This is a genomic window from Paenibacillus sp. LjRoot153, from assembly GCF_964253085.1.
GTDB lineage: Bacteria > Bacillota > Bacilli > Paenibacillales > NBRC-103111 > Paenibacillus_E.
Window position 1 is genome coordinate 3,924,912 of sequence record NZ_CAXUQH020000001.1, and the last position, 24,180, is coordinate 3,949,091.

The following is a 24,180-nucleotide window of genomic DNA, read 5'->3' on the forward strand; positions in this document are numbered from 1 at the left end:
AATAGTATTATTTGATGGAAGGAAGGTGGAAGGTTATGATCGACAATGAAGCAATTCTTACTTATGAGCCTGGAGGTCAGCAAATTTGTATGACACGCGTGTTCAATGCTCCACGAGAGTTAGTGTTTAAAGCGTTTACGGATGCGGCGCTAATCGTGGAATGGCTTGGACCTCGTGCGCTCACGATGCAACTTACGACCTTTGAGCCAAGAAGCGGAGGTAACTGGCGGTATATTCATCAGGATAGCCATGGAAATGAGTATGCGTTCCGCGGGGTGTACCATGAAGTTGCTGCGCCTGAACGGATCATTCAAACGTTCGAGTTTGAAGGACTACCAGAGAAGGGACATGTTATTCTTGAAACGGCTCGATTCGAAGCGCTAGAAAGCGGTCAGACGAAGCTAGTGATGGAATCTGTCTTCCAATCCGTCGCTGATCGAGACGGGATGCTGCATTCTGGCATGGAGCAAGGGATGCAGGATTCGTATGAGCGGTTAGCTGAGCTTTTGGATCGCATAAAGTAGTAGGGAGGAGAGCAGGCGCTGAGGCGGCCTGTTTTTTTTGCTAAGAAAATAGCACAATAAGACATCTTGTTGCGTTTTCGAATATGGCGATTCCAGAACGACTTTGATAAGATATTTCAAAATAGAGGATTGAAAGGATGGTAGCTATGCCATTTTTATCACTAACGAGTTGGAGTTTACATCGAAATTTAGGCCCTTTGCGTTGGACTCGCTGGCATGACACCACGCGAACGCAATTCACGGAAGCACATGATCAACCAGAGCTGCTTTCTTTGCTCGAATTACCAGCTATATTAGCAGAGAAGGGGTTTAGCTCTCTGGAAGTTTGTCATTTTCATTTTCCAGAGACGAATGAAGCTTATCTGCTTGCGTTGAAACAGGCATTTGCGGATGCGGGGCTTCGTTTTTATACTCTACTGCTTGAATATGGAGATATCTCTAGTCCAGATGAGTTTCGAAGACAATCCGATATCGCATGGATCAAAGGTTGGATAGATGTCGCGGCCCTAGCAGGAGCGGAAAGAGTGCGTATTATTGCAGGGGAAGCAGATCCATCGGACATAGACGCGTTGGCACGTTCGATCGAAGCACTCCGTGAGCTAGGACAATATGGTAAGGATCGTGGCGTACGCGTTGTGACAGAAAATTTCAAATCTCTATCTTCTACAGGCGACAATTGTCTTGCGATTATGGAAGGATGTGGAGAAGTCATTGGTTTTACATCGGATTTCGGGAATTTCAAAGGCGAACAGAAATTCGACGAGCTTGTCCAAACGATTCCACTTAGTGAATCCATCCATGCCAAAGCGCAAACGAATGCCGAGGGAGATCCAGATGAGGCTGAGTTTATACGCTGTTTGAATATCGCCAAGCAGGCTGGTTATGAAGGGCCGCTTACACTTGTTTATGATGGTCCTGGTGACATGTGGGACGGTATTGATCGCGTTAGGAAGCTGGCGGAGCCGTATTGTTTAATAGGATAACGCTGCTTAATGTCTAGTACCGCATGACGTCTGCTAGGAGTTGTATCTGCTCTTGTGTAAATTATGCTATGATACTAGTAATAATATCCTTTAACTAATCGCTAGAATAGGAGAATTCCACAATGACCCCAGTGTGTAATTATTGCAGCAAGAACGAGGCATTAGCGAACTTGATGATTGAAATTGGACAATTGCGTGTATCCACGTTGTACTTATTTAGAGAACAGACGTATAAGGGGCGCTGTATTGTTGCTTTGAATGAGCATCATACCGAATTCTTTCACTTGTCTCAAGAGAATCAGGATGCGTACATGCGTGATGTGGCGCAGGCTGCCGCTGCTGTTGAGCGCGCTTTTTCTCCGGACAAAATTAATTATGGCGCCTTTGGCGATACGATGCCACATGTCCATTTCCATATTGTTCCGAAATATAAAGATGGATACACGTGGGGTAAAATGTTCGAAATGAATCCCGCTGACAACAAACAATTGACTGAGCAAGAATATGCAGAAATCATCGGTCAATTGAAAGAACATCTGTAGAGTCAACAGATGCATCTGTACACAACTTAAGCCACCAATCATCTATCGGATGACGGGTGGCTTTAAATTCATTTACACAACGGTTAACACAAATGACAGAGCCAGTAACAGACAGAGAGGACTATAGTATCGCGTGTCATAGTAGGAGAAGGCTGTGTGCTTAACTCTTTTGAAAAAACCTAAATAATTGAAATCCCCGATTGCTCTTAGGAAGAAAACACTCCCACAAAGGATACATGACCACTTGGTGAACGAGTTTGCTTGCAGGAAAGACAACGTTTCAGACTGGGCAACCAACACGGCACACACGCCTAACATCAATACGGCAACTGCCAGTGTCTCTGGCATACGAGGTCGAAATACAGCAGTGCCATCTTTGGTCTGCGGCAGTGCCGCACGGCTGCCCCATCGTCCACCAAATGCCCAATACACATGGATCAAGCTGATTAACACTAGGAACGTGGCTGATACATAAACGAGAAGTGTGCTCATTGTTCAATTCCCTCCCAGATTACATCCATTTGTTTGTGAAACATAACGGTGAGATCTTCACCTTGAGATTGAATCATCGCCCAAGAGAGGAGTGTATTAAAGTAAATACCGACTAAAACGGAAGCGATAATGGACGATTCCCACCGTGTTTGGAAGGCATGCAAGTCTTTAGCCTCATTAATGATCTGACACAGAGTCTGTTGGAAGATAACGATGTTAGGTGATTCTTCTTTCATGAGCAAGGCGGACTTCATCGTTTCGGATAATGTAAGCTTTAACAAATCTGAATGTTCTGCATAGGTGGAAAGCAGATCATTGAAAATCAGTCGAAGACGTTCTCTGAGATTCGGCACTTGATGTTTCTGGACGATTTCGCTCATGAATTGAACTTGTGATTGACCGAGATGAAGGAGTACATGCTCTTTTTTGGGGAAATAATTGAAAAAGGTTCCCTTGGCGATGCCGCAGGATGATGCAATTTCTTCTACGGTCACATTGTCGTAACCCTTCTCTTGGAACAGCTCAATTGCCTTCAAAAATAGTTGCTGCTTGAGCTCTTGCTTGCGGACTTCTCTGAGCATAGATATCACCTCGCTAATTATTGACCACGGTCAATATATGACTAAGGTCATTATAATGCCAAAATCCAATAATTTCAAGTGGTCATTACATCGAAAAAAGAATCCGTTGACAGGAATTATTTGGGAATATACACTTACATAACAACCAGCTTCATGCATATGAAAACGCAATGATTGGGACTAGTAAGGAACCCCTATTGTCCAGAGAGCTGTCGCTTCGGTGGAAGACAGCCAATAGCTTCCCCAACTCACCCTTGAGCGGTAAGATCGAAGTGTCTTGTAGATCTTAACGGTTAACCTCCGTGATCGGGTCTCGAGGATTTGTAACTATTCCTGTTACGAATCAAGAAGAGTGGTACCGCGAAGGTTAGACCTGTCGCCTCTTTGTAGGCGATGGGTTTTTTGGCATTTCAAAATGGGAGGGAAAACGAATGAAGAATGTGATCGATTACTATGCCAAGTTTGATGAATGGGGAAGACTGGATCGCGAGCCAATAGAGTTTACGGTAAATTGGCACTACATGAAGAAGTATCTCCCACGTGAAGGCCATGTCCTGGATAACGGGGCTGGACCAGGCAAATACGCAATGGAATTAGCGAAAATCGGTTATAATGTGACCCTTTCTGATCTTACACCTAATCTCGTTGAGCTGGCGAAAGATAAAGCAAATGAGTTGAGTTTAGCAGATAGCTTTCGTGGTTTTCATGTGCTGAACGCCACGAATTTAGAGGGAATATCAGATGATACTTTCGATGCTTCGTTGATGTTGGGACCTCTTTATCACTTGCAGGTAGAAGAAGATCGCGTCGCTGCTGTAAGGGAATTGTATCGGGTAACCAAGAACAATGGTATCGTATTTGTCGCTTTTCAAAGTCGGATGCGGATGCTTCTAACCTCGTTGCTCTTTCCAAATGCTTGGAAACCGAATGACAATATGGCTGCTATTGAGCATTTTATAGACGAAGGCATTTTTAATCATACAGATGCAGGTCGATTCACGGGTGCTTATTATTATAACGTGGAAGACATCAAACCTTTTATGGAAAGCCATGGATTTGAGACGTTAGATCTGATTGGATCTTCCAATCTTGGTGCATTATTATCGCAGGAACAGAAGCAATATTGGACTGATCGAGGAGAAAATGACGAGTTGATTGAGCTCCTCATCCGGTTAGCCCGTGATCCATCCGTGTTAGGAATTTCCTCGCATTTGTTATATATAGGGAGAAAAGTAGGTGAGTGAAGCAATGACGATAAAGGCTGTTTTATTTGATTTTGATGGGACGCTGGCGGATACATTGCCATTATCTTTCAGTGCGTTTAAGTATGTGTTTAAAAAGTACGATGACCGGGATGTTTCCACAGATGAACTGATTGCCATGTTTGGTCCAACGGAGGATGAAATCATTGCTGGAAATCTTAGAAATAAGGAAAATGTAATAGAAGCTATTTCTGACTATTACTCAATTTATGCGAAACATCATGTAGCAGAAGTGCCTATTTCTGATGACATGCTTCAGCTTCTCACTTATTTGAAATCGAATGGGATGAAAATGGGGATTATCACAGGGAAAAGCAGAAAAGCGTATCAGATTTCTTCGGAAACTCTGAACTTGTCGAATTTCTTTGATATTGTGATAACGGGGGATGACGTACAACAGCCAAAGCCGCATCCCGAAGGGATTATAACAGCACTTGATTTTCTAGGCGTTTCGCAAGAGGAAGCTGTTTTTGTTGGCGACAGTAATGCAGATATCAAGGCAGGAAAAGCAGCTGGCTTAAGAACCTATGGTGTTCAATGGCTTTCTACTTATCAAAGCATTCATTTTGAAATTGAGCCTGATTTCATTTTCACAAGAATTGAAGAGTTTCAAAAACTGCTAAGAAATAATTATAAACAAAGCCTTAAATGGTTAGACTGGGCCAAACAAATTCAATCGATTGCACAGATCGGCTTAACCTATTCGAAGGATGTTTATGATCTGGAACGATTCCAGGCGCTTCGGGAAATAAGTGTGGATATTCTGGATACGTACACATTGGTGGGCAAGGATACAATTAACCTTAGCTTTGCCAATGAAACCGGGTACGCAACACCGAAGGTTGATATTCGAGGTGTGGTTTTTGAAGATGATAAAATACTACTCGTAAAGGAAAAAGCAGATGGCGCTTGGGCGCTCCCTGGAGGATGGGCTGATAATGGCTACTCGCCTTCAGAAGTTGCTGTGAAAGAGATCAGGGAAGAGGCTGGCTTTGATGTGGTGCCTGTGAGATTACTCGCTGTTTTGGATAAAAAGTTCCATGACCATCCACCAGAGCCTTATCACATCTATAAGATGTTTATTCTTTGCAGCATAATTGGCGGAGAAGCAGTGGTCGGCGTGGAAACGAGTGATGTGCGCTTTTTCGGTGAAAGTGAGCTGCCGGAATTATCAGCAGAACGGAACACTTATGCTCAGGTGAAAAGCATGTTTGATTATTTGAGAGATCCTGATAAAGCGGTTAGATTGGACTGAGAGTAGTATAAAGGCAAATAAATTCTATTTCATGGGACAATTGTGTAAAATTCAAAGGCTGCCGAGTCGGATCTCGGTGGCCTTTTTCATCTTCTTTTGCAGGAATTGGGAGGGATTTTGTCGAAAAGGAATGATTCGTGGAAATCTAACAAAGTGTTACGGAGGTACAATGAAAAATGGTTTGAAAATGAGTGTCAAGTTAGCAGCTGTTCTTGCTGGGGTATCCATGCTAATCGGGAATCTCAGTGCACAAGCAGCAGGCATCGATGATCAAAGCGCTGCACTAGACTATTTGAATGACGTCAGGATACATATGGGTATTCCAACGATGCAATTAGATCCTTCACTTACAACAGCAGCCGGCAATCATGCGAATTATCTCCTCCTCAATCAAGAGAACGGCCATACAGAAACACCAAATAAGCAAGGATTCTCTGGAAAACTTCCCTGGGATCGGGCAGCCGCGACAGGTTTTGATACAGAACAATTCGGTGTGTTTGAGGATGTTTCGTTTACTACCGATTCGCCAGAAGTTGGCGTTCAGTCTTTGCTGGATGCGCCACTTCATCGCGCGAGTTTGATTCTTCCGGACATGTCACTATTAGGCGTTGGGTATAACAAGCATGCGCTTGTCCTAAACCCAGCTAAGAGGTGGTTTACCCACACAGGAACAGGCGTTTATCCCTACGATGGACAGACAGGGGTACCGATTGGATTTTATGGGTTCGAGATACCTAATCCTCTGGAACAATTTAATTTGGAGAAGTCGGGTTACTTCATTACGTATGCGGGGGTAGCTCAAAATAAGACGGACGTGACCGCCTCGCTGATGAATAGTCAAGATGAACCAATCGAGATTTACAAATTAAAGCAAGAGCTTGGAGATACGAACGCTTGGCATATCATTCCGAAACATGAGCTTGCTTATGGAGAAACGTATAAGGTAACTGTGGAAAATAAAGCATGGTCTTTCACAACTGTTGAAAACCCAGCTGAGCCGTCTACGGAACAGAAAGGAAATCCGGTCAAAACGGACCCGCCTAAGAAATTTACGCATAACGATGTTGGTATTCGTATCAATGGGACCTACATTGACGTTTCTCCAAAGGCCAAAATCATTGGTGAAAGTACGTTCATCCCGCTTCGTGGTGTATTTGAAGCGATGGGAGCCAAAGTGAGTTGGGAGGGAACACGTCAAGAGGTTACGATTGTGAAAGGCTCCAAAACGATTGTTTTGTCCATTGGGAAGAAACAAGCGCAAGTTAACGGAACATGGCAGGCACTTTCGAATGCTCCTTTTATTTCCGCTGAAGGCTCTACGTATGTACCCCTACGATTTGCTACCGAGGCGCTTGGCGCGCAGGTGGCTTGGGAAAGTGATAAGTGGACGGCTGTAATCAATCAACTTGAATAAACGAGATAAAGTCGAGCGAACGATGCTCGGCTTTTTTCATTTTGAAACAATTTCGAAGATGATGCGTCTAATGAGATGGAATTGTTAAAATATGGGATGGATATGTTTGGGAGGAGCCAACTATGAAGAAATTTATTTTAGGTCTGAGTTGTGGTCTACTACTTGCAGGATCGTCTGTAGCTTTCGCTTCTAACACGATTCAAGCGTTATTGTTTCCGGCAAGTTTTGAGATTAATGGCAGCCAAGTTGAGATGAATAATGAGTATCAGATTCTAAATGTGGATGGACATGCCTATGTACCCGTTCGCTTTGTGTCTGAAAATTTGGGAGCAACGATAGATTACGATTCGGATACAGAAAGAATTGTCGTTAAAAATAAACCGTTAGACATCAAAGATCCAGATTACGCCAATATCTCAGTGGGAAATTTAATTTTAACAAAAGCAGGGAATACAACCAAAGTTACAGGTCAATTGAAATTTAAAGGCGTTGGCAACAGTCAAAATATGATCGGAGCGGGCTTGTCCTTTTACAACGAGGATAATGAGAAAATAGGTGAAGCCGTCATTTCGGGAAATAATTTCGGAGTAGATGCCCAAACGTTTGTAACCGAGGGAGAGGGGGATTTCAAGAATTACGATACGGTTTACCTTCATATCGGTGCTGTCAATCATCGGATTATTAGTGAAGCTCCTAGTATGCTATATAAAAATTTGAAATATCAGTTTACGCTGAATATCCCATCTAGCTGGGAGGGGAAATATGAGGTCGAAGAGCGGAAAGATGAAGAATCTGAACGTTTGAACTTTCTGTTTATCAATAAGGCAAATAAAGCGTTTGGTGGTGTCCTATTTAGCATTTCCGTATGGACAAAGGAAGATTGGCTTGCAAATGGTTCTACCACGAAGGGCATTGGTCAACTTTACAAATTAGGAGAAGATGCGGACCATGTGTTTCTCTTATTTCCCCCAGGAGATGTCGAGTATAATCCTCATGATGAAAAGCTCACTGCCGAATTTATTTCAATGACGGACCAAATAAGTAAAATTAGAAGAAGTTTTATACTCGAGTAATCGTGTAAATGTGAGCAAGTACCGATCGAACATCGGTGCTTGTTTTTTTTGTTCAACAATACCTTCATTTAACATGAATTCCAGTTACAACCTACCTAAATATCAACGACTCGTTCGTATTCCTATCAATAATTGACTGCCGCTAGAAAGTGGTTAATTCAAGATAGGTTTTATCAAGTTAGCGTTCTATCTAGGTGAAGGCAGGGATGATATGTTCTATTTAGGCTAAGAAAGCGCTTAATAAAAGATGTAAGGAGTGTGTAGGCATTGATAAAAAGAAGTATATCTAGTGTAATCTGCGTGATGATGTTGTTTAGCCTACTTGTAGGGGGCTTGCCTCAACCGTCGTATGCCGCTAGCGGCCCATGGGATTTGCTCAATGATAATTTGAGTAATTTCACGAGTACTGGCTGGACAGAGCAGAAAACAACGGGTTTCACTGGATCGGTCACGCAAAATACGGGGAATGTAACGATTGTGGATGCGTCTGATAAATCTACGTACCTGTTAAAGCAGCCAGTCGCACCAGCGACAACCGTTGCCCCTGCTTCAGGTGCGTTCACATTTGAAGCCATAGCCAAGGTGAATGCTGCAGGAACACTCAATGAGTTTACGGTGCGGGGTGCTTCTTATTTAATTAGCTTTTATTTAACCTATGGGACAAGTGGTGTGGTGCAAAATAAAGCCTCCAATTCGACCAAATCGTATACCCTCGATACGACGGTCTATCATGCCTATCGTGTGGTCGTTCATTCGAACTATACCTATGACCTTTACGTAGATGGTACATTAGCGTGGAGTGGTGCACCAAATGGAACAGGTGGGTCTTATTTAATCAAAATTGGTGGGGATTCGGCGTCATTTGCGAATTTAACCGTGGATCAAGTGAGACTGGGAACAGGAGAGATTCTCCCATTCACAGGAACCATCTCATCGGTTTCCCCAGTCGCCATCACGACGTCTACGGGAACTCCTCCTGTTATGCCATCTGTTGTTTCAGCTGTATATACAGATGAGTCTATCAAATTCTCTCCTGTCGTTTGGGAGAATATCCAAGCTTCCCAATACGCGCAATTGGGCTCGTTTACAGTGAATGGTGCTGTTGTTGGGACAGCGATACCAGCGATCGCAACCATCACGGTAACGACTCCGCAATTAGCCGTTACTGCCATACAGCCAGTTCAAGTTACAACGCAAGCGAAAACAAAGCCCGTACTGCCAACAGTTGTTACGGCTGTTTATTCGGATCAGTCCACAGTACAGCGAGCTGTTCAATGGGACACATATGCAGATACGCTGTATGCCAAAGCAGGTAGCTTTGATGTCAACGGTACAGTAACAGGAACGTCTATTCGTGCTGTAGCACACATTACAGTTACTGCTGCACCAGCGGACGAATTTGATACGCTTCGAAATAAGTTGAAAGTCATGTTGACTGGCGGCGCTTACTATAATCAACAAGACCCTGATATTGCTAATCAAATCATAGCATTAACGGCCAAAGCGCAAGCAAATTGGGATTCCATGTTGAAAACAGTGGATCGTGCTGCACTCTGGAGCGATTTGGCTAGCACGTCAAATTCGGCTCAAATAACTTCGACCTACACGCGTTTGAAGGAAATGGCGATTGCTTATGCAACAACAGGTTCTGCCCTACAGAATAATGGGGCTTTGCTTGCGGATCTCCAGTCAGCGCTCGATTGGATGTACACGAACCGCTTCAACGAAAACAAGGTGCTCTATGATAATTGGTGGGATTGGTGGATGGGAGCGCCACTCGCACTCAACGATACAGTCATCCTCCTGTACGATGACTTATCCTCCACACAAATTGCTAATTACATGAATGCCGTAGAACATTTTACACCGATCGTTGATATGACGGCAGCGAATCGGGTTTGGAAAAGCCAAGTGGTTGCCTATCGCGGTATCATTGTGAAAAATGCCGCCAAGATTGCCATGGCCCGTGATGGCCTGAGCCCCGTATTCGTATATGTCACTTCTGGTGACGGATTTTATAAGGATGGTTCCTTTATCCAGCATGACGTTACGCCATACAATGGTGGATATGGAGCGACGATGCTAGCGAATTTGGCTGATATGCTTTATGCCTTAAACGGCACAACTTGGACAGTCACCGACCCTAAAGTAAGTAATGTGTATCAGTGGATTTACGATAACTTCGAACCCTTCATGTATAAAGGGTTGGTTATGGATATGTCCAGAGGGCGGGAAATCTCACGTTCCTACGCAACGGACCATATAACAGCTCAGCGCATTACGAGAGCCGTCATTCGTTTATCCCAACTTGCGCCACCTGCGCATACAACTCTTTTCAAAAGTATGATCAAATACTGGATCCAAGCGGATACGTACTTGAATTTCTACCTTGGAAACTCGATTGATTATATCGTGCTAGCGAAAAATATCGTGCAAGATGCCGGCGTGACGCCACGTGGCGAGCAGGTCGCGTTTAAGCAATTCGCCAGTATGGATCAAGCGATTCAGCGGCGATCTGCATTTACTTTTGCCATCCGAATGCATTCGAATCGTATAGCTAACTATGAGTCCGGTAACAGTGAGAATTTGAAAGGTTGGTTTACTGGCGATGGCATGACCTACTTGTACAATAATGATCTGGGGCAATTTACGGATGACTACTGGCAAACAGTTGATCCTTATCGTCTTCCGGGCACGACCGTTGATCGTCAAACACGAACGTCAGGCGGAAATAACACGAGCGCGAACAGCTGGACTGGCGGCACGGAAATCCTTGGCGAATACGGTGTCTCGGGCATGGAGTTGGATGCGCTATACAGCAATCTTACAGCGAAGAAGTCCTGGTTCATGTTTGATAATGAAATTGTAGCACTTGGATCAGGCATCACGAGTACGGAGAACCGTACGATTGAGACGATTGTTGATAACCGCAAAATCGATAGCGCAGGCGATAATGCATTTACTGTAAATAATGCGGGGAAATCAGCCGCGCTCGGCTGGAATGAGACGATGAATAACGTCCAATGGGCGCATCTGGCAGGCAAAACGCCGAATACCGATATCGGCTATTATTTCCCAACAGCTGCAACGGTCAAAGGCCTCCGCGAAGCGAGAACAGGGTCTTGGAACCAAATTGATGGCCGTACAGGGGCATTAACGACGCCTTTTACAAGCAATTATATGTCATTATGGTTCGATCATGGTGTGAATCCTATGAATGGAACGTATCAGTATGTCACGCTTCCGAATTATTCTTCAGCGGAAACAGGCAGTTATGCCAGCCATCCGGATGTCGAGATTTTGGAGAACTCGACAGACGCACAAGCGGTGAAAGAGAAATCGCTCGGTATTGTTGGTGCTAATTTCTGGAACGATACGACGAAATCGATCCAAGATAACGGAAGTAATTGGATTACGAGTAATAAGAAAGCATCGGTCATGACACATAAATCTGCCGATGTGTTAGATGTATCCATTTCCGATCCGACGCACGAGAATACGGGCAGTATCGCTATCGAGATTCATTTGCCTGCGAATGCGACAATCTCAACAGAACCGGGAATCACGGTAACGCAGCTGCTTCCTACGGTTAAATTAACCGTTCAAACGAATGGTTCTATGGGGAAAACGTTCCACGCCAAATTTAATATTGCCGGCTCCAATGAGGTACCAGCAGCTCCCAACCTGACAAGCGCAGTTGCTGGACACAACACTGTCGTACTTAACTGGGAGCCCGTGAATTCAGCTACCGGTTACACGATTAAATACGGGACGGCAAGCGGCAATTATTCAGAGACTGTCACGGTAGGTCCCGTTAGTAGCATAACGATTACTGGGTTAACGAGTGAAGTGCCTTATTACTTCGTCGTATCTGCCTTCAATCAGGCAGGAGCGAGTGTATCTGCATCGAATGAGCGGAGCGCAACACCGATCTCTGATTATGCGAACACATGGACACTCGAGAATGATGCGTTTCGAACCAAAATCCAATTTACGGATGATGGAAGTATCAAGATCGGAAGCTTCTATAATAAAGCAGCAGGTAGAGAATATTTGCCTCAAATTGAAGCTGATAACAATTCCACCTTATTCCATTACAACTATCGCTTACTGAATAATGGAGAAACAGGGAAAGAAGCGATCGGTTCTACACTAAGCTTGGATGCCAATGACACTGGATTCTTGCTTGGTACGGCGTCTACTACGGACATTTCGATGACAGCAACCGATGGTGTTATATCTAAGGTTGGAAAGCGATTGGAGATTCCTGTTACGAAAAATGGTATTACCGTTACGCTTTCCTTCGAGCTCTTTGATGGTAAAGCAGGCTTGAAATACCAAGCCTACATTACGAATAATAGTGCTGACAAACGCTTGCAAATTACATCTTCGGATGTGATTACGTTGGATTTTCCAGACGAAGCAAGGAATTTACACTATGTGTACTTATCCAAATGGAACAGTACAACAGGTGGTGTTGATCAAACCGACACGAAGAAAGCAAGCGAGGATATTAAGGTTATCATTAACCGTTACAATACGGGAGATGGCTTTTATGTAGGACCCGAGGTGAACTCGAAAACGGAGATTCTGAAAAGAGATCCCGGTTCACCGGATACAGGGGCTCCATATATGGTTCGTGCTTTTGCTGGTATCAGTGCCTTCAAAGGTCATATGGTGAATGTCGCTACGAACCCAGAAGCTCTGCAGCTTGTATTGTTCCCAGGTGAGAAATTTGAGTATATCGCTGTTAATTTGAGCGTCTTCCAAGGCGATATCGTCGATGGGAAGATGGCTGTTGAAGAACATTTGCGAGCGAGATTTAAGTACAATCACACATCAACGATCCTCAATACGAACGATTGGCAGTGGGGAGAAAGCAAACGTAATGAAGAGTTCTACAAAACGGTAGCCGTACCGAAAATCAATGCTGTGGGCTTCGATATGTTTATGTTTGACGATGGCTGGAATAATGCCAATGACACGGGCACATCAAGAGATGGTGTTGAAGCACTTCCATCGATTACGAACGACATGAAGGGGCTTGCGAATTATTTTCAAAATAAAGGATTGCTGCTAGGTATGTGGTATTCCATGACCGGTGGTTATCATAATCGCGGAAACGATTTGGCCGATCCAGCTGTGATTGCAGCTAAGAAAGAGAAAATCTACTATTTAATCGATGAGTATCATTTATCACACCAAATGGTCGATTTAACTGAATTCTGGCCGAATCAAGATGTAACTACATATTCACATCCAACGGATAATGTGTATCGCAAAAATGTCCTAACGAATCATGTATTGAATGAAGTTGTCGATGAAAATCCGGACTATATGGTGAAATATACGACAGAGGTTGATATTTGGCCGACGCAGGGTGATCGTACGAATGAATTGCTTCATGTCGTAGATAATGGCTGGACAACAGCGACGACAGAATATGGTGAAGACTTGGATATTCCAATTTTTGCAGGCTTGTTCGGACATTTGCCGTTGAACTCGGTTTACTTCAATATCGGGAATCTGACAACGGGTGATATGTCGACGTATTACAAATATTTATTTGCAAGAAATATTAAGCATGGCAGTTCACCAGAAGGTTGGAGTCAGAAGAATATTGATCTGATGGCTAAATTGAATGCTTGGAGAAACTCCGGTCGTATTAAGGAGATGACGGATTCTATCATTCGCCCCGTGTATAACGGTGTAGGTTGGGATAGTAATAGTGCGGCTTCCTGGGTTGATCAAAAAGCAGGTCCTTACGTGATGATGCAGGTTTCGCCGAACAAGGACCATGCCTTGATGATTGCTACAGGCGGCGGCAAAGCAGGAGCGTCCAGTGTGGATGTGAATCTCAGATGGTTGGATCCAACGAAACAGTATCTAATCGAAGATATTTCGCTTGATGATACAGGCATCTTTACGTACAGATTCAAAGGGCTGCTCGCTGGTGAGCAATTGAAGAGCTTTACGATTGATCTTACCGAGAATTCGTCGAAAGGCCGAGCCTATTGGATTCAGGAGTATACAGGTACAGATTATCAAATTCTGTATGCCGACGAAAATGTGGATAGCGCACAATTGGCGATTGTAGACAATCAAATCGTGATTACCGGTACAGGGAAAGCGAATACGTCAGGCAAAGTTGTGATCTATGGCCACAATGAGCAAGCCGTGATGTTGGTAGATGTAAGCTTCGGAGCAAATGGTTCGGGCACCCTGCACATTGACCAATTCGAAGCTACGGAGGATGTGTTTATTCCGACACTTTCTTCGGCAACAACTTATGTGGCTGCGGATTTGAGCATAGCTGGGAAAACGACGGTAAGTGGTGGAACACAAACGGTAGTAAGTAGTGGAAGTACACCGAATGCGTCCGCGCAGGGCTTGAATTTCGCATCTACAGCAACAACAGCAGGCAGTTACATTGATTTTAAGCTGAATGTGACAAAGGCAGGCGTCTATCGGATTCAAGTCGCAGCGAAAGTGAATGCAAACAGAGGTATTGGGCAGTGGTTTGTGGATGGTGTAAAAACAGGTCCTGTTTGGGACCAAAAAATGGAAAATGGGCAAGTTCTTGCCGCTGAGAAAATCGGTTTTCATACGATAGGCGATGTTACCTTTGCAACGGCTGGAGAGAAAATATTCCGGTTTGAGTTCCAAGGTGGATCGAACAAAGTGATTAATACTGATCGATTTATTTTGACGCCTGTTTCGGAATTGCCGGGTCAAACCCCAGGCATGGTGATCACAGGTGAAGCATCGCTTGAAGTTGATCAAGCTGTGACTTTACACGCATCAATATCAGGTTTGCATGCTTTGTATGCGACAGGCGATTATGTCAAATGGTTCGTAGCGAGTCAAAACGCAACAAATGGCAGCAATAAAGTAGTTACCATTGTCGCGAATGGATTAGATCTACAAGTGACAGGCGTGAATCCCGGTACAGCTCGATTGAAAGCCATGAGTACAGTCAATGCGAATGTGTTCAACTATTATGATGTAGTTGTATCTCGGGAGAATGTCATCACTTCCATTACAGCAGTGAATGTGTCGACGGTGGCTGGCGTAGCGCCAGTATTGCCAGCAACAATAACGGCTATCTATACAGATGAGACGTCTGCTCAGCTTGGCGTTACATGGGATGCCGTGAATGCAGCTAGTTATGCGCAAGCAGGGACATTTGACGTACAGGGTACGGTAAGTGAGACGGCTTTGAAAGCTATTGCACATGTAACGGTGACAAGGGGATCGGATCCAGGGACAGACCCGGGAACAGATCCAGGGACAAACCCAACATCTAACCCAGGTTCTGTAACGCCTGATCCTAAAGGTGAAAGCAGCAATATTACAACGATTAGTCAAGAGGATTTCAGCAAAGCGTTTGACAATGCCAAGGACAACAAAATGAGCTTTGATTTACCTAACGAGCAAAGGGATAAGCTACTTGGTGCGGTTATTCCAGTGGCACTTCTAGATAAAGCCATCGCAAGCGGTATTACGCAATTGGCATTCAAGACGAATAGCTTTGAAGTGAAACTTCCTGTTCAAGCACTGAAAGGTGAATCTGAAGCGGGAGCTAAGGATTTTCAGTGGACTTTTGAAGAGAAATCTTCGGGGAGCGGTACAGTGTATCAATTAGGAATCGAGATTGATGGGAAGCCAGTTACAAGACTCGATAGCGAAACCGTCAAGGTTGGTATTACTTATCAATTGAAGCCGGGTGAGAAGCCAGCGAATGTGGTTGTTCACCATCTAGATGCAGCAGGTAAGCACGAAGTTATCATCAATGGCACCTTTAATCCTGCTACAGGTAAGATGGAATTCAGTACGAGTGAGCTCGGAACGTACAGCATTAGTTATTCCAATATAACCTTTGGTGATCTGGAAGGATCGGATTGGGCACAATCCAGCATTGAAGCATTGGCAGCTAGGGAAGTGGTAAACGGGGTAGGCGATAACAAGTTTATGCCTGGCAATCCGGTAACACGCGCTGAGTTCTTAACGATGTTAATGCGGGCTGCAGGCTTAGCTGAAGACCAAGCAAAATCCTATTTCACCGATATTGACCAAGCGGATTGGTATTTTGGATCGGTAGCTGCTGCTGAGAAGTTAGGCATTATCAGTGGTAGGGAGGATGGAAGCTTTGGTGCGGATAGCGAAATATCCAGACAAGATATGGGAGTCATGGTCTTCCGCAGCTTGCAGGCACTGAAGCTGAATCTGAAGACAGGTCAACAAGGAACGACATTTGCTGATTCTTCGGATATTGCAGCTTACGCGGCAGAAGCGATCGTATTGATGCAAAACGCAGGCATTATTGAAGGCAGCGATGGCAAGTTCATGCCACTGGCGCAGGCAACTCGTGCGCAAGCAGCAGTCATCATTCAACGATTAGTGAAATTTAATCAATAAGAGGAAAAGCCAGCGGGTATTCGCTGGCTTTTTCACTATAGATTCGGGGGTGCAGACACGGAACTAGGTTCCGTGTCTATTCCTCTATTGCAAGGGTCCCATCTTCGAAGCCCTGAAATACGTGTCATTTACCTTTACCGCGATGACGTCACTCACATCTATCCCTTTGATCTCAAACAACAGGCTGCCAACAGGCTTATCATTTGCGTCCCCGTTTTTCTTAGGCATTGGCGCAACTCGTCGCTCAATTTGACCTATTTGCTTGCCAATATCTTGAGCAGTTACTTCGGTAGCTGATAGTCCATACAGGATGTTATGCCAAGCAACGGTGCTTGGATAACTACCAGTTTTGTTACTCGTCATTGAAGAGCAGCCAGCTATAACGAAGAGAACGCACAAAATAACTAAAAGTCGTTTCATCTCACCTATCACCCTCCGCATCTGCAGTCATCTCATTCTTCCTCTACTGAAAAAGGAAATGTAATCTCAACCTCGGTCCCCACTCCTGGGACACTTCGATAAGTAAGTTTCGCAGGATCCCCGAAATAGTGGCGAATACGTTCGCCTACGTTCTTGACGCCGAAGCTGCTCCCGCCGATCCGACTGCGGCTAATGCCTGCCATCATATCCTCGATGAGGTTGGGACTCATGCCCACACCATCATCTTTGATGAGGAGATGCATCGTTTGATCTTCCAGATAAGCCCGAATCGAGATGCTGCCTTCACGCTGCGTTCGTCCTAAAATACCATGAAGAATAGCATTCTCGACAAGCGGCTGCAGAGTGATTTTCGGGATAGGATGACTGAGCAGATCTTCAGGTACGTCAATCTGAAAATCAATCTTATTTTCAAATCGTATATTCTGAATCTGCACATAGAACGAGACATGCTGCAGCTCCTCGCGGAGTGTGATAATATCTTTGCCGCTGCTGAGGCTGACTTTGTAGAAACGAGCGAGTGCCTTGACGACTTTCTTAATGTCCGTGTTCAACCCGCTGTCCGCCATCCAGTTAATCAAATCCAACGTATTGTAGAGAAAATGCGGATTTATCTGAGATTGAAGTGCTTTTAATTCGGCATTTTTGACCTCTTGCCCCAGACGGTAATGCTCCTTATTCATAGAGCTTATTTGCTCGATCATGTAATTATACGTTTGGATCAGCTCACCAATTTCATCTCGACCCTGCGTTTGAGCTAGTGCTATCAGATTTCCTTTCTGTACATCCCGCAGACGGCTGGTTAATTGGGTGATGCGCCGAGTGACGGAGAAGGAGAAGAGGTAGGCTAATAAGTAGGCGATCACGGTCACGATGAGCAAAATGACCAACAAATCATTGCGCAATTGATGACTTTGCTGGACAACTTCATGGAGTGGAATGACAGTGACCATCCCCCAATTGGAGGGAAGCTGCCTGAACAAATAGTAATTGTTATTCGTTTGCCAAGTGGTGGATACGGCATCATCCAACGTATCAGGCAGATTGACTAGCGTGGTTACTGACGGATCCGAAGATAAGACGATTTGTTGATTCTGATCCACCAAGAAAGTCGTGCTGTTTCTGACCACATTTGCTTTGCTCAGCATAGAACGAATCGTTTCCGCTTGAACATCCACGCGCAGTTGACCGATCGGGTTAGCGTAATTGTTAGGATCTAAAATACTGCGAACAACATAAAGCGATGAACTGTCATGGGAAGCTTTCTTACCTAGCTCAGGCGCAGAGCACCATAAATATTTGGCATGCAAATCATTTAATCGATCAAAGCAAGGACTGTCTTTGGTTTCAGCCAATGGCAAGAAATTCTCAGTCTCATTCGCGAAAATAAACACACTCGGCACATATAGGATAACCCGTGAAATATCGAGACTATCCTGCATGGAGCGGAGCAGTTTTTTGAGATTGGCGTATTCCTGCAGCTCCCGATTAATATCACTTGTTACGTTGTTATCCATCAGAATGTCCGAAATGGCGGAGTTGGAAACGAGAATATTCGTCGTCTCTGCAATCCGCTGCACGCGATAATTAAGAAAGGAATACGTCTGATCAAAGCCTTGCTTAGCCGAATAGGTGACATGATTGATGATGATATCGGACATTTTCTCGGATGCAATGAACTGGTAGAAGCCGAGAGGCAGCATGATCAGCAGCAAATAGGTGGACATAATTTTATGACGCAGCTTCGTGTTATACAGCCATTTGCGCATCATTTGAATGAAAGTGAAGATCATGATTGGCACCGCTCCCGATACTCGGAGGGCGTCATGCCCGTTGATTTACGGAAGATTTTGGCGAAATGCTCCCCGTCCTTAAAGCCCACTTGCGAAGCCACATCGAGAACCTTCAGTCGGTTGTTGCGCAGCAGCTCCTTCGCTTTTTCCATCCGATATTCGGTCACATATTGTTTAATCGTTTTCCCGGTCGCTTCTTTGAAAATCGAAATAAGATGCGAAGCCGTCATCTGCATATGATCACTGACATCCTGCACGGAAAGATCGTCATCGGCGTAATGCAGATGAATGAAACGCACGATTCGGGAGCTTGTGGAAGACATGCCACCACTCGAGCGCTCTTGAATGGCTTTTCTCAATTCTTCTAGTTTCATGGCTGTAACACGGTGGATGTCATCCAAATAGTGGCATTCCAGAATCAGCTTCCAAGCCACATCATTTTCCTCCGAGGTGTCGAAGAGGGTGACGTTCCGGCTTTGCGCAAATTTATCCATTTCCAGAATGAAGCGGTAGTAGAGTTCTTTCACACTTACAATCAGCGTGCCTGGATGTTGGCGAATATCGGCTGTTATCGTCGCGATCAGCTGATTGGCGTCAGCGAAATGCTCTTCAGTCAACGCTTCCGAGAAGCGGACTACCTGTTCGGGCTGGGCCACATAATGCAGCGAATGAGTATCACTTCCCGTATTATCATGCAGTATGAGCGAGCACGGCTTGTGAAAAAACGACTCCTGTAAGCGGAGCACAGCACTCGTATAAGACTCCTGCAGCTTATAGGCGGAAGGGACGATTTTGCCCGCAGCGATGGAAAATAAGCCATATTCCCGCTTCAAGGCGGTGGACAGCTCGTAGCACAGATGTTGAACATGGCTGATCTCGACACTGTCATGCTGCTGCGAAAAGAAATGAACAATCGCGTGATGATCATCTTTCCAAGCGTACAAATAGGGCTTCTCACTGCCAGAGAGCGCTTCATTAATCAAATGTCCCAGCGTTTCTTTCTGCGATCCAGGTGATATCAGTTTGATGACAGCCGTTGCTGCAGGTGCATGCATGACAGCAGTGAAATCAGCGGCCAATAAGCGACTATGCAGCATGTCCTCATCATAACCGCCGCGAATTAGCTGCAAAGCGGCTTCTTGCTTCATGTAGCTCTTGTTTTCTTTGGCTACCGTATCATTGGCAACATGTCGCTGTTCTTCCAGCACGATATCAATCGCCCCCCGCAGGGCATCTTCTAATTCTTCTACATCAATTGGTTTCTCTACATAACTAACCGCTTTCAAGGTTATCGCGGCTTTCAAATATTCTTTATCGGCATAGCCGCTCATAAAGACGATTTTGCACTGCGGGTATTTGCGGCGAAGATGAAAGGCAAGCTCGATGCCATCCATCCGCGGCATGCGAATATCGGTGAGCACGATGTCCGGTTTGAACTGTTCCGCAATAGCAACAGCATCCAGACCATCTACAGCTTCAATGAGTTCGGTGATGCCAAGACGCTGCCAACTGACGGATTTGAGTACGCCTTCTCGCGTGAATTTCTCATCTTCTGCAAATAGAAGTTTCATATTGGGCAACCCCCCCTTAGATGTAGCTATAGATTATCTCATATTTACATGCAATACCACTACTTAGCGGGGCCATCTGCAAAAGTTACAGGGAATCGATATTTTGTCGGGTTATCACGTTTCGAGTAACCTGTTAATTTAGATACAGGAGAGAGACAACAAGAAACGGATGGGGGAAAGGATAGAGATGAGAACAGGACTCCTGTATCGCATGAGATCCAAGAAAGCGCTGTTATTCATGATCGCGCCGGCAGTGATTTACTTCTTGCTTTTCAGCTATGTACCGATGGCGGGTATTGTGCTGGCGTTCAAACAGTATCGCTATGATTTAGGAATTATGGGGTCGCCTTGGGTAGGTTTGGACAACTTCAAGTTCTTCTTCCTGACAGGAGATGCCTTCCGAGTAACCAGGAACACGCTGCTCTACAATGCGGCATTCATACTGATTAATAACGGTCTGCAAATTATTGTCGCTATCTTTATGGCGGAGATCGGGTCCAAGCTGTTTCGTAAAACAGCGCAAACGGTCATGTTTTTACCCTACTTCTTATCCTGGGTAGTCGTAGGGGCTGTTGCTTACAATTTGTTTAACTATGAACATGGTACGGTCAATACGTTGCTGCGTGCCCTGCACATTCCTGAACTAGATATCTATACGACAACGGAATATTGGAAATATATCTTAGTTTTCTTCTCAGCTTGGAAAGCCGTCGGTTACGGCGCTGTATTCTATATGGCCTCCATTCTGAGCATTGACCGTGAGACCTATGAAGCAGCGGAAATCGATGGAGCTAACGTGTTCCAGCGCATTCGATATATCACGTTACCATCACTTCGACCAACGATTACGATTCTTGTACTGCTAGCGATTGGCGGCATTTTCCGTGGCGATTTCGGACTGTTTTATCAGCTGGTGGGAAATAATGGCCTGCTGTATGAAACGACGGATGTCATTGACACCTATGTGTATCGCTCCTTACTCGTAAACAATGAAATCGGGATGTCGTCTGCGATTGGCTTCTATCAATCGATTCTGTGTTTTGTAACGATCATGGTGACGAATTTCTTAGTACGTAAATCGGATAAAGATAATGCGTTATTCTAAACTTACAGCAACTTGCGAGGTGGACCTATGAGTACAACCAGTGTGAAAAAGAGTCAAATCGATCAGCGAATCTTGGATACGGTTGGCTATGTCTTTATAGCAGTGATATGTTTGGCTTGCTTGATTCCGTTCTTGCTCATCATTAGCGGATCATTAACAAGTGAATCGTCGATCACGAGTGATGGGTTTCGATTATGGCCGAAGGAATTTTCGTGGGATGCCTACACGTTTGCGCTCAAGCATCCTGAGCAATTTGTGAGCTCCTATCTGCTTACTATTGCATTGACGGTAACAGGAACAGTTGTTGGATTGTTCATTTCTGCGATGGCAGCGTATGTGCTGCAGCGTCAGGATTTTGAGTGGCGCAGCGGATTTTCATTCTTCTTCTACTTTACAACCCTGTTTAACGGTGGACTTGTTCCATGGTATATCTTAATGGTTAACTATTTACACATGAAGAATACCTTCTGGGCGCTGCTTGTCCCGCCATTGTTAAATGTGTTCTATATTATTATCTTACGAACATTCCTGCGCAGCATCCCGGATGCGATTACTGAATCTGCAAAAATCGATGGCGCAGGGGATTTCACGATCTTCGTTCGATTGATTATCCCTTTGGCTAAGCCCGGTCTGGCGACGATTGGACTGTTCACGGCACTGAATTATTGGAACGATTGGTTTAACTCGTTGCTGTTTGTGCAGAATGAGAAACTGTACACCCTGCAATATTTACTATATAAAATGTTAGGAAATCTCGAAGGGATTCGCAAGGTCATGGCGATTACCGGAATGCAGGTGACAGACTTACCTGGCGAGAGCTTGAAGATGGCCTTAGCCATTCTTGTCACAGGACCGATCATTTTCTTGTATCCGTTCGTACAACGATATTTTGTTCAAGGCTTAACAGTTGGTGCTGTAAAAGGTTAAAAAGGGTAGCCCCGGGAATTCCAATTCCCGGTTTATCATAACTTATCTATCATTTATAAGGGGAGAATAACATGGCAAACACGAAGAAATTAGCCACACTCAGTCTGGCATCCTTATTTGCAATGGGAACGGTACTGTCAGCTTGCAGCACCAAAGAAGCATCGCCTTCACCAAGTGCATCATCGTCATCAGTTCCACAAGCAAGCGCTTCCGCAACAGCAGCTGCTAATACGGGCATTGATACAAGTAAGGAAGTTAAGTTGAAAACGGTTCTGTTAGGCTCCAAGCCGAAGGCTTTTGATGAGGTATATGGGGAAGTCAATAAATTGATGAAGCAAAAGATTAATGCAACGTTAGACATTAGCTTCCTTGATTGGGGCGAATATCAACAGAAATATCCTTTGATGTTTGCAGCGAATGAGGATTTCGATCTGGTGTTCTCAGCGACATGGTCCTATTATGCGCAGCAAGCTACAAAGAATGGTTTCATGCCATTGACCGAGGATTTGATTAAGAAATTCGCGCCAAAAACTTGGGCAGAAGAGCCGAAGGTCGCTTGGGAGCAAGCGAAAATCAATGGGAAAATTTATATGATTCCGCAAAACAATTTTGAATACAGCTATCATATGATCGGTATTCGTGGTGATCTGCGTCAGAAGTATAATTTGCCTGAGCTGAAAACGTATGATGATTATGTGAATTACTTGAAAGTGATCTCGGAGAAAGAGAAGGATTTCAAACCAAGTATTGGGGTAAGTGAGTTTAACTCGGTAGAGTTGATACAGCCGAACGAGTGGAACTTTGTCGTGCCGCAGCTGCCTATCGTTTATAAAGTAACAGAAGCGACAGGTAAACTATTTAATTATGTAGATACGCCAGAATTCGCGACATTCTCCAAGAAAATGTTCGATACGCAAAAATCAGGCGCATGGTCCCGTGATGCAATTGCCAACAAAGTGGATAAAACGCAAGCTTTCAAAGACGGTAAATTAGCTTCTGTCGAGTGGAACCTTGGAACGCTGCTTCGTACGAAATCCGAAATGCAAACGACGCATCCGGATTGGAAAGTGGAGCTATACGACTTAAGTGCAGACAAGAAACGTCTTTCCAATCCGTTCATCAACAATGGGATGTCCATTCACGCAGGCTCCAAGAACTATGAGCGCGCGCTGATGGCGATTGACCTTCTTCGTTATGACCCAGAAATTCATGATTTGACGAACTACGGCATCAAAGGCAAGCACTATGAGCCCGTAGGCAAGGATCAGTTCAAGCCGCTTCCTGCTTCGGCTGATTTCCCGCCATCCGGTACAGATCCATGGGGCTGGAACTCTTTGAATGAGCGTCTAGATTCGACTGTAGCTGAAGAGACGATTAAATTCACAGAGAATTGGAAAAAAACAGTAACGGTTAACCATCCTTTGGAGACATTTACGTTCGATGATACCAAAGTGAAGAATGAAGTTGCAGCTGTCAGCAATGTGATGGAAACGTACGGCAAGCCATTATTCTATGGCTTAGTTGATCCAAGCGATGCTGCGCATGGTTTGCAAATTTTCAAAGACAAGTTGAAGCAAGCAGGGATTGATAAAGTTGTGGCTGAAATGCAAAGCCAAGCTGATCCTGTAATAGCTAAAAAATAGGGTTAAATAGACCGCTTCCTATAAGTAGGAGGCGGTTTTTTTGTGCGTCTATAAATTGAACAGGTAATCGATATTTTAGCGGGTTATGCTGCTATTCCGATGTTGGTAAGATGTAGCAGTGAGAAAAGAAAGCGTTCACATTAGAGCGAGAGAGAGGAT

The 24,180-nt window shown here is 44.6% G+C and carries 16 protein-coding genes and 1 other annotated feature; of the genes, 11 read left to right on the forward strand and 5 right to left on the reverse strand.

Features of this window, described 5'->3' with window-relative positions; genetic code table 11:
- Positions 1–35 precede the first annotated feature (35 nt).
- From ACSQ8P_RS16720 to ACSQ8P_RS16730, 3 genes are all read left to right on the forward strand, one after another.
- Positions 36–524 carry an SRPBCC family protein gene (locus tag ACSQ8P_RS16720; RefSeq protein WP_436236180.1) on the forward strand — a complete coding sequence of 163 codons (489 nt, stop codon included), beginning with the start codon at positions 36–38 and terminating at the stop codon, positions 522–524.
- Positions 525–670: 146 nt separating this feature from the next.
- A complete protein-coding gene (locus ACSQ8P_RS16725; protein ID WP_436236181.1) occupies positions 671–1,507 on the forward strand; it encodes a sugar phosphate isomerase/epimerase family protein in 837 nt (278 codons plus the stop codon).
- A gap of 122 nt (positions 1,508–1,629) precedes the next feature.
- The gene (locus tag ACSQ8P_RS16730; protein WP_436236182.1) at positions 1,630–2,049 is read left to right on the forward strand and encodes an HIT family protein; all 420 of its coding nucleotides are present in this window, start codon (positions 1,630–1,632) and stop codon (positions 2,047–2,049) included.
- Between the two features lie 72 nt (positions 2,050–2,121).
- Here the strand turns inward: ACSQ8P_RS16730 and ACSQ8P_RS16735 are convergent, their stop codons facing one another.
- Both ACSQ8P_RS16735 and ACSQ8P_RS16740 read right to left on the reverse strand, forming a co-directional pair.
- Positions 2,122–2,541 (reverse strand): DUF3995 domain-containing protein, encoded by a 420-nt coding sequence (locus ACSQ8P_RS16735; protein ID WP_436236183.1) that lies wholly within the window; start codon positions 2,539–2,541, stop codon positions 2,122–2,124.
- On the reverse strand, positions 2,538–3,122 hold the full coding sequence (locus tag ACSQ8P_RS16740; protein WP_436236185.1) for a TetR/AcrR family transcriptional regulator: 585 nt from the start codon (positions 3,120–3,122) through the stop codon (positions 2,538–2,540). The genes ACSQ8P_RS16735 and ACSQ8P_RS16740 overlap by 4 nt, the downstream gene beginning before the upstream one ends.
- 161 nt (positions 3,123–3,283) lie before the next feature.
- Positions 3,284–3,509: a binding site (T-box leader), on the forward strand.
- A 44-nt stretch (positions 3,510–3,553) separates the two neighbouring features.
- Here ACSQ8P_RS16740 and ACSQ8P_RS16745 point away from each other — a divergent pair.
- The 5 genes from ACSQ8P_RS16745 (at position 3,554) to ACSQ8P_RS16765 (ending at position 16,544) form a co-directional block, all read left to right on the forward strand.
- A complete protein-coding gene (locus ACSQ8P_RS16745) occupies positions 3,554–4,366 on the forward strand; it encodes a class I SAM-dependent methyltransferase (RefSeq protein ID WP_436236186.1) in 813 nt (270 codons plus the stop codon).
- Positions 4,359–5,639: an NUDIX hydrolase N-terminal domain-containing protein gene (locus ACSQ8P_RS16750; RefSeq protein WP_436236187.1), complete on the forward strand. Its 1,281-nt coding sequence runs from the start codon at positions 4,359–4,361 to the stop codon at positions 5,637–5,639. The genes ACSQ8P_RS16745 and ACSQ8P_RS16750 overlap by 8 nt, the downstream gene beginning before the upstream one ends.
- 187 nt (positions 5,640–5,826) lie before the next feature.
- Positions 5,827–7,053, forward strand: a complete 1,227-nt coding sequence (locus ACSQ8P_RS16755) for a stalk domain-containing protein (protein ID WP_436236188.1) — start codon at positions 5,827–5,829, stop codon at positions 7,051–7,053.
- 122 nt (positions 7,054–7,175) lie between these two features.
- Positions 7,176–8,126 (forward strand): stalk domain-containing protein, encoded by a 951-nt coding sequence (locus ACSQ8P_RS16760; protein WP_436236189.1) that lies wholly within the window; start codon positions 7,176–7,178, stop codon positions 8,124–8,126.
- A 303-nt stretch (positions 8,127–8,429) separates the two neighbouring features.
- A complete protein-coding gene (locus ACSQ8P_RS16765) occupies positions 8,430–16,544 on the forward strand; it encodes a polysaccharide lyase family 8 super-sandwich domain-containing protein (RefSeq protein ID WP_436239539.1) in 8,115 nt (2,704 codons plus the stop codon).
- 84 nt (positions 16,545–16,628) lie between these two features.
- On the opposite strand, the gene ACSQ8P_RS16770 is transcribed toward ACSQ8P_RS16765, so the two are convergent.
- From ACSQ8P_RS16770 to ACSQ8P_RS16780, 3 genes are read right to left on the reverse strand one after another with little or no spacing between them, the layout of a single operon-like run.
- On the reverse strand, positions 16,629–16,964 hold the full coding sequence (locus ACSQ8P_RS16770) for a hypothetical protein (protein WP_436236190.1): 336 nt from the start codon (positions 16,962–16,964) through the stop codon (positions 16,629–16,631).
- Between the two features lie 32 nt (positions 16,965–16,996).
- On the reverse strand, positions 16,997–18,775 hold the full coding sequence (locus ACSQ8P_RS16775) for a cache domain-containing sensor histidine kinase (RefSeq protein ID WP_436236191.1): 1,779 nt from the start codon (positions 18,773–18,775) through the stop codon (positions 16,997–16,999).
- Positions 18,772–20,346: a response regulator transcription factor gene (locus ACSQ8P_RS16780; RefSeq protein ID WP_436236192.1), complete on the reverse strand. Its 1,575-nt coding sequence runs from the start codon at positions 20,344–20,346 to the stop codon at positions 18,772–18,774. Before ACSQ8P_RS16780 ends, ACSQ8P_RS16775 begins: the two co-directional genes overlap by 4 nt.
- A 187-nt stretch (positions 20,347–20,533) precedes the next feature.
- Here ACSQ8P_RS16780 and ACSQ8P_RS16785 point away from each other — a divergent pair, with 187 nt between their 5' ends.
- From ACSQ8P_RS16785 to ACSQ8P_RS16795, 3 genes are all read left to right on the forward strand, one after another.
- Entirely contained in the window at positions 20,534–21,451 is a 918-nt protein-coding gene (locus tag ACSQ8P_RS16785; RefSeq protein ID WP_056625357.1) for an ABC transporter permease, read from the forward strand.
- 27 nt (positions 21,452–21,478) lie between these two features.
- Positions 21,479–22,378: a carbohydrate ABC transporter permease gene (locus ACSQ8P_RS16790; protein WP_056625360.1), complete on the forward strand. Its 900-nt coding sequence runs from the start codon at positions 21,479–21,481 to the stop codon at positions 22,376–22,378.
- Positions 22,379–22,449: 71 nt separating this feature from the next.
- A complete protein-coding gene (locus ACSQ8P_RS16795; protein ID WP_436236193.1) occupies positions 22,450–24,021 on the forward strand; it encodes an ABC transporter substrate-binding protein in 1,572 nt (523 codons plus the stop codon).
- Positions 24,022–24,180: the final 159 nt, after the last annotated feature.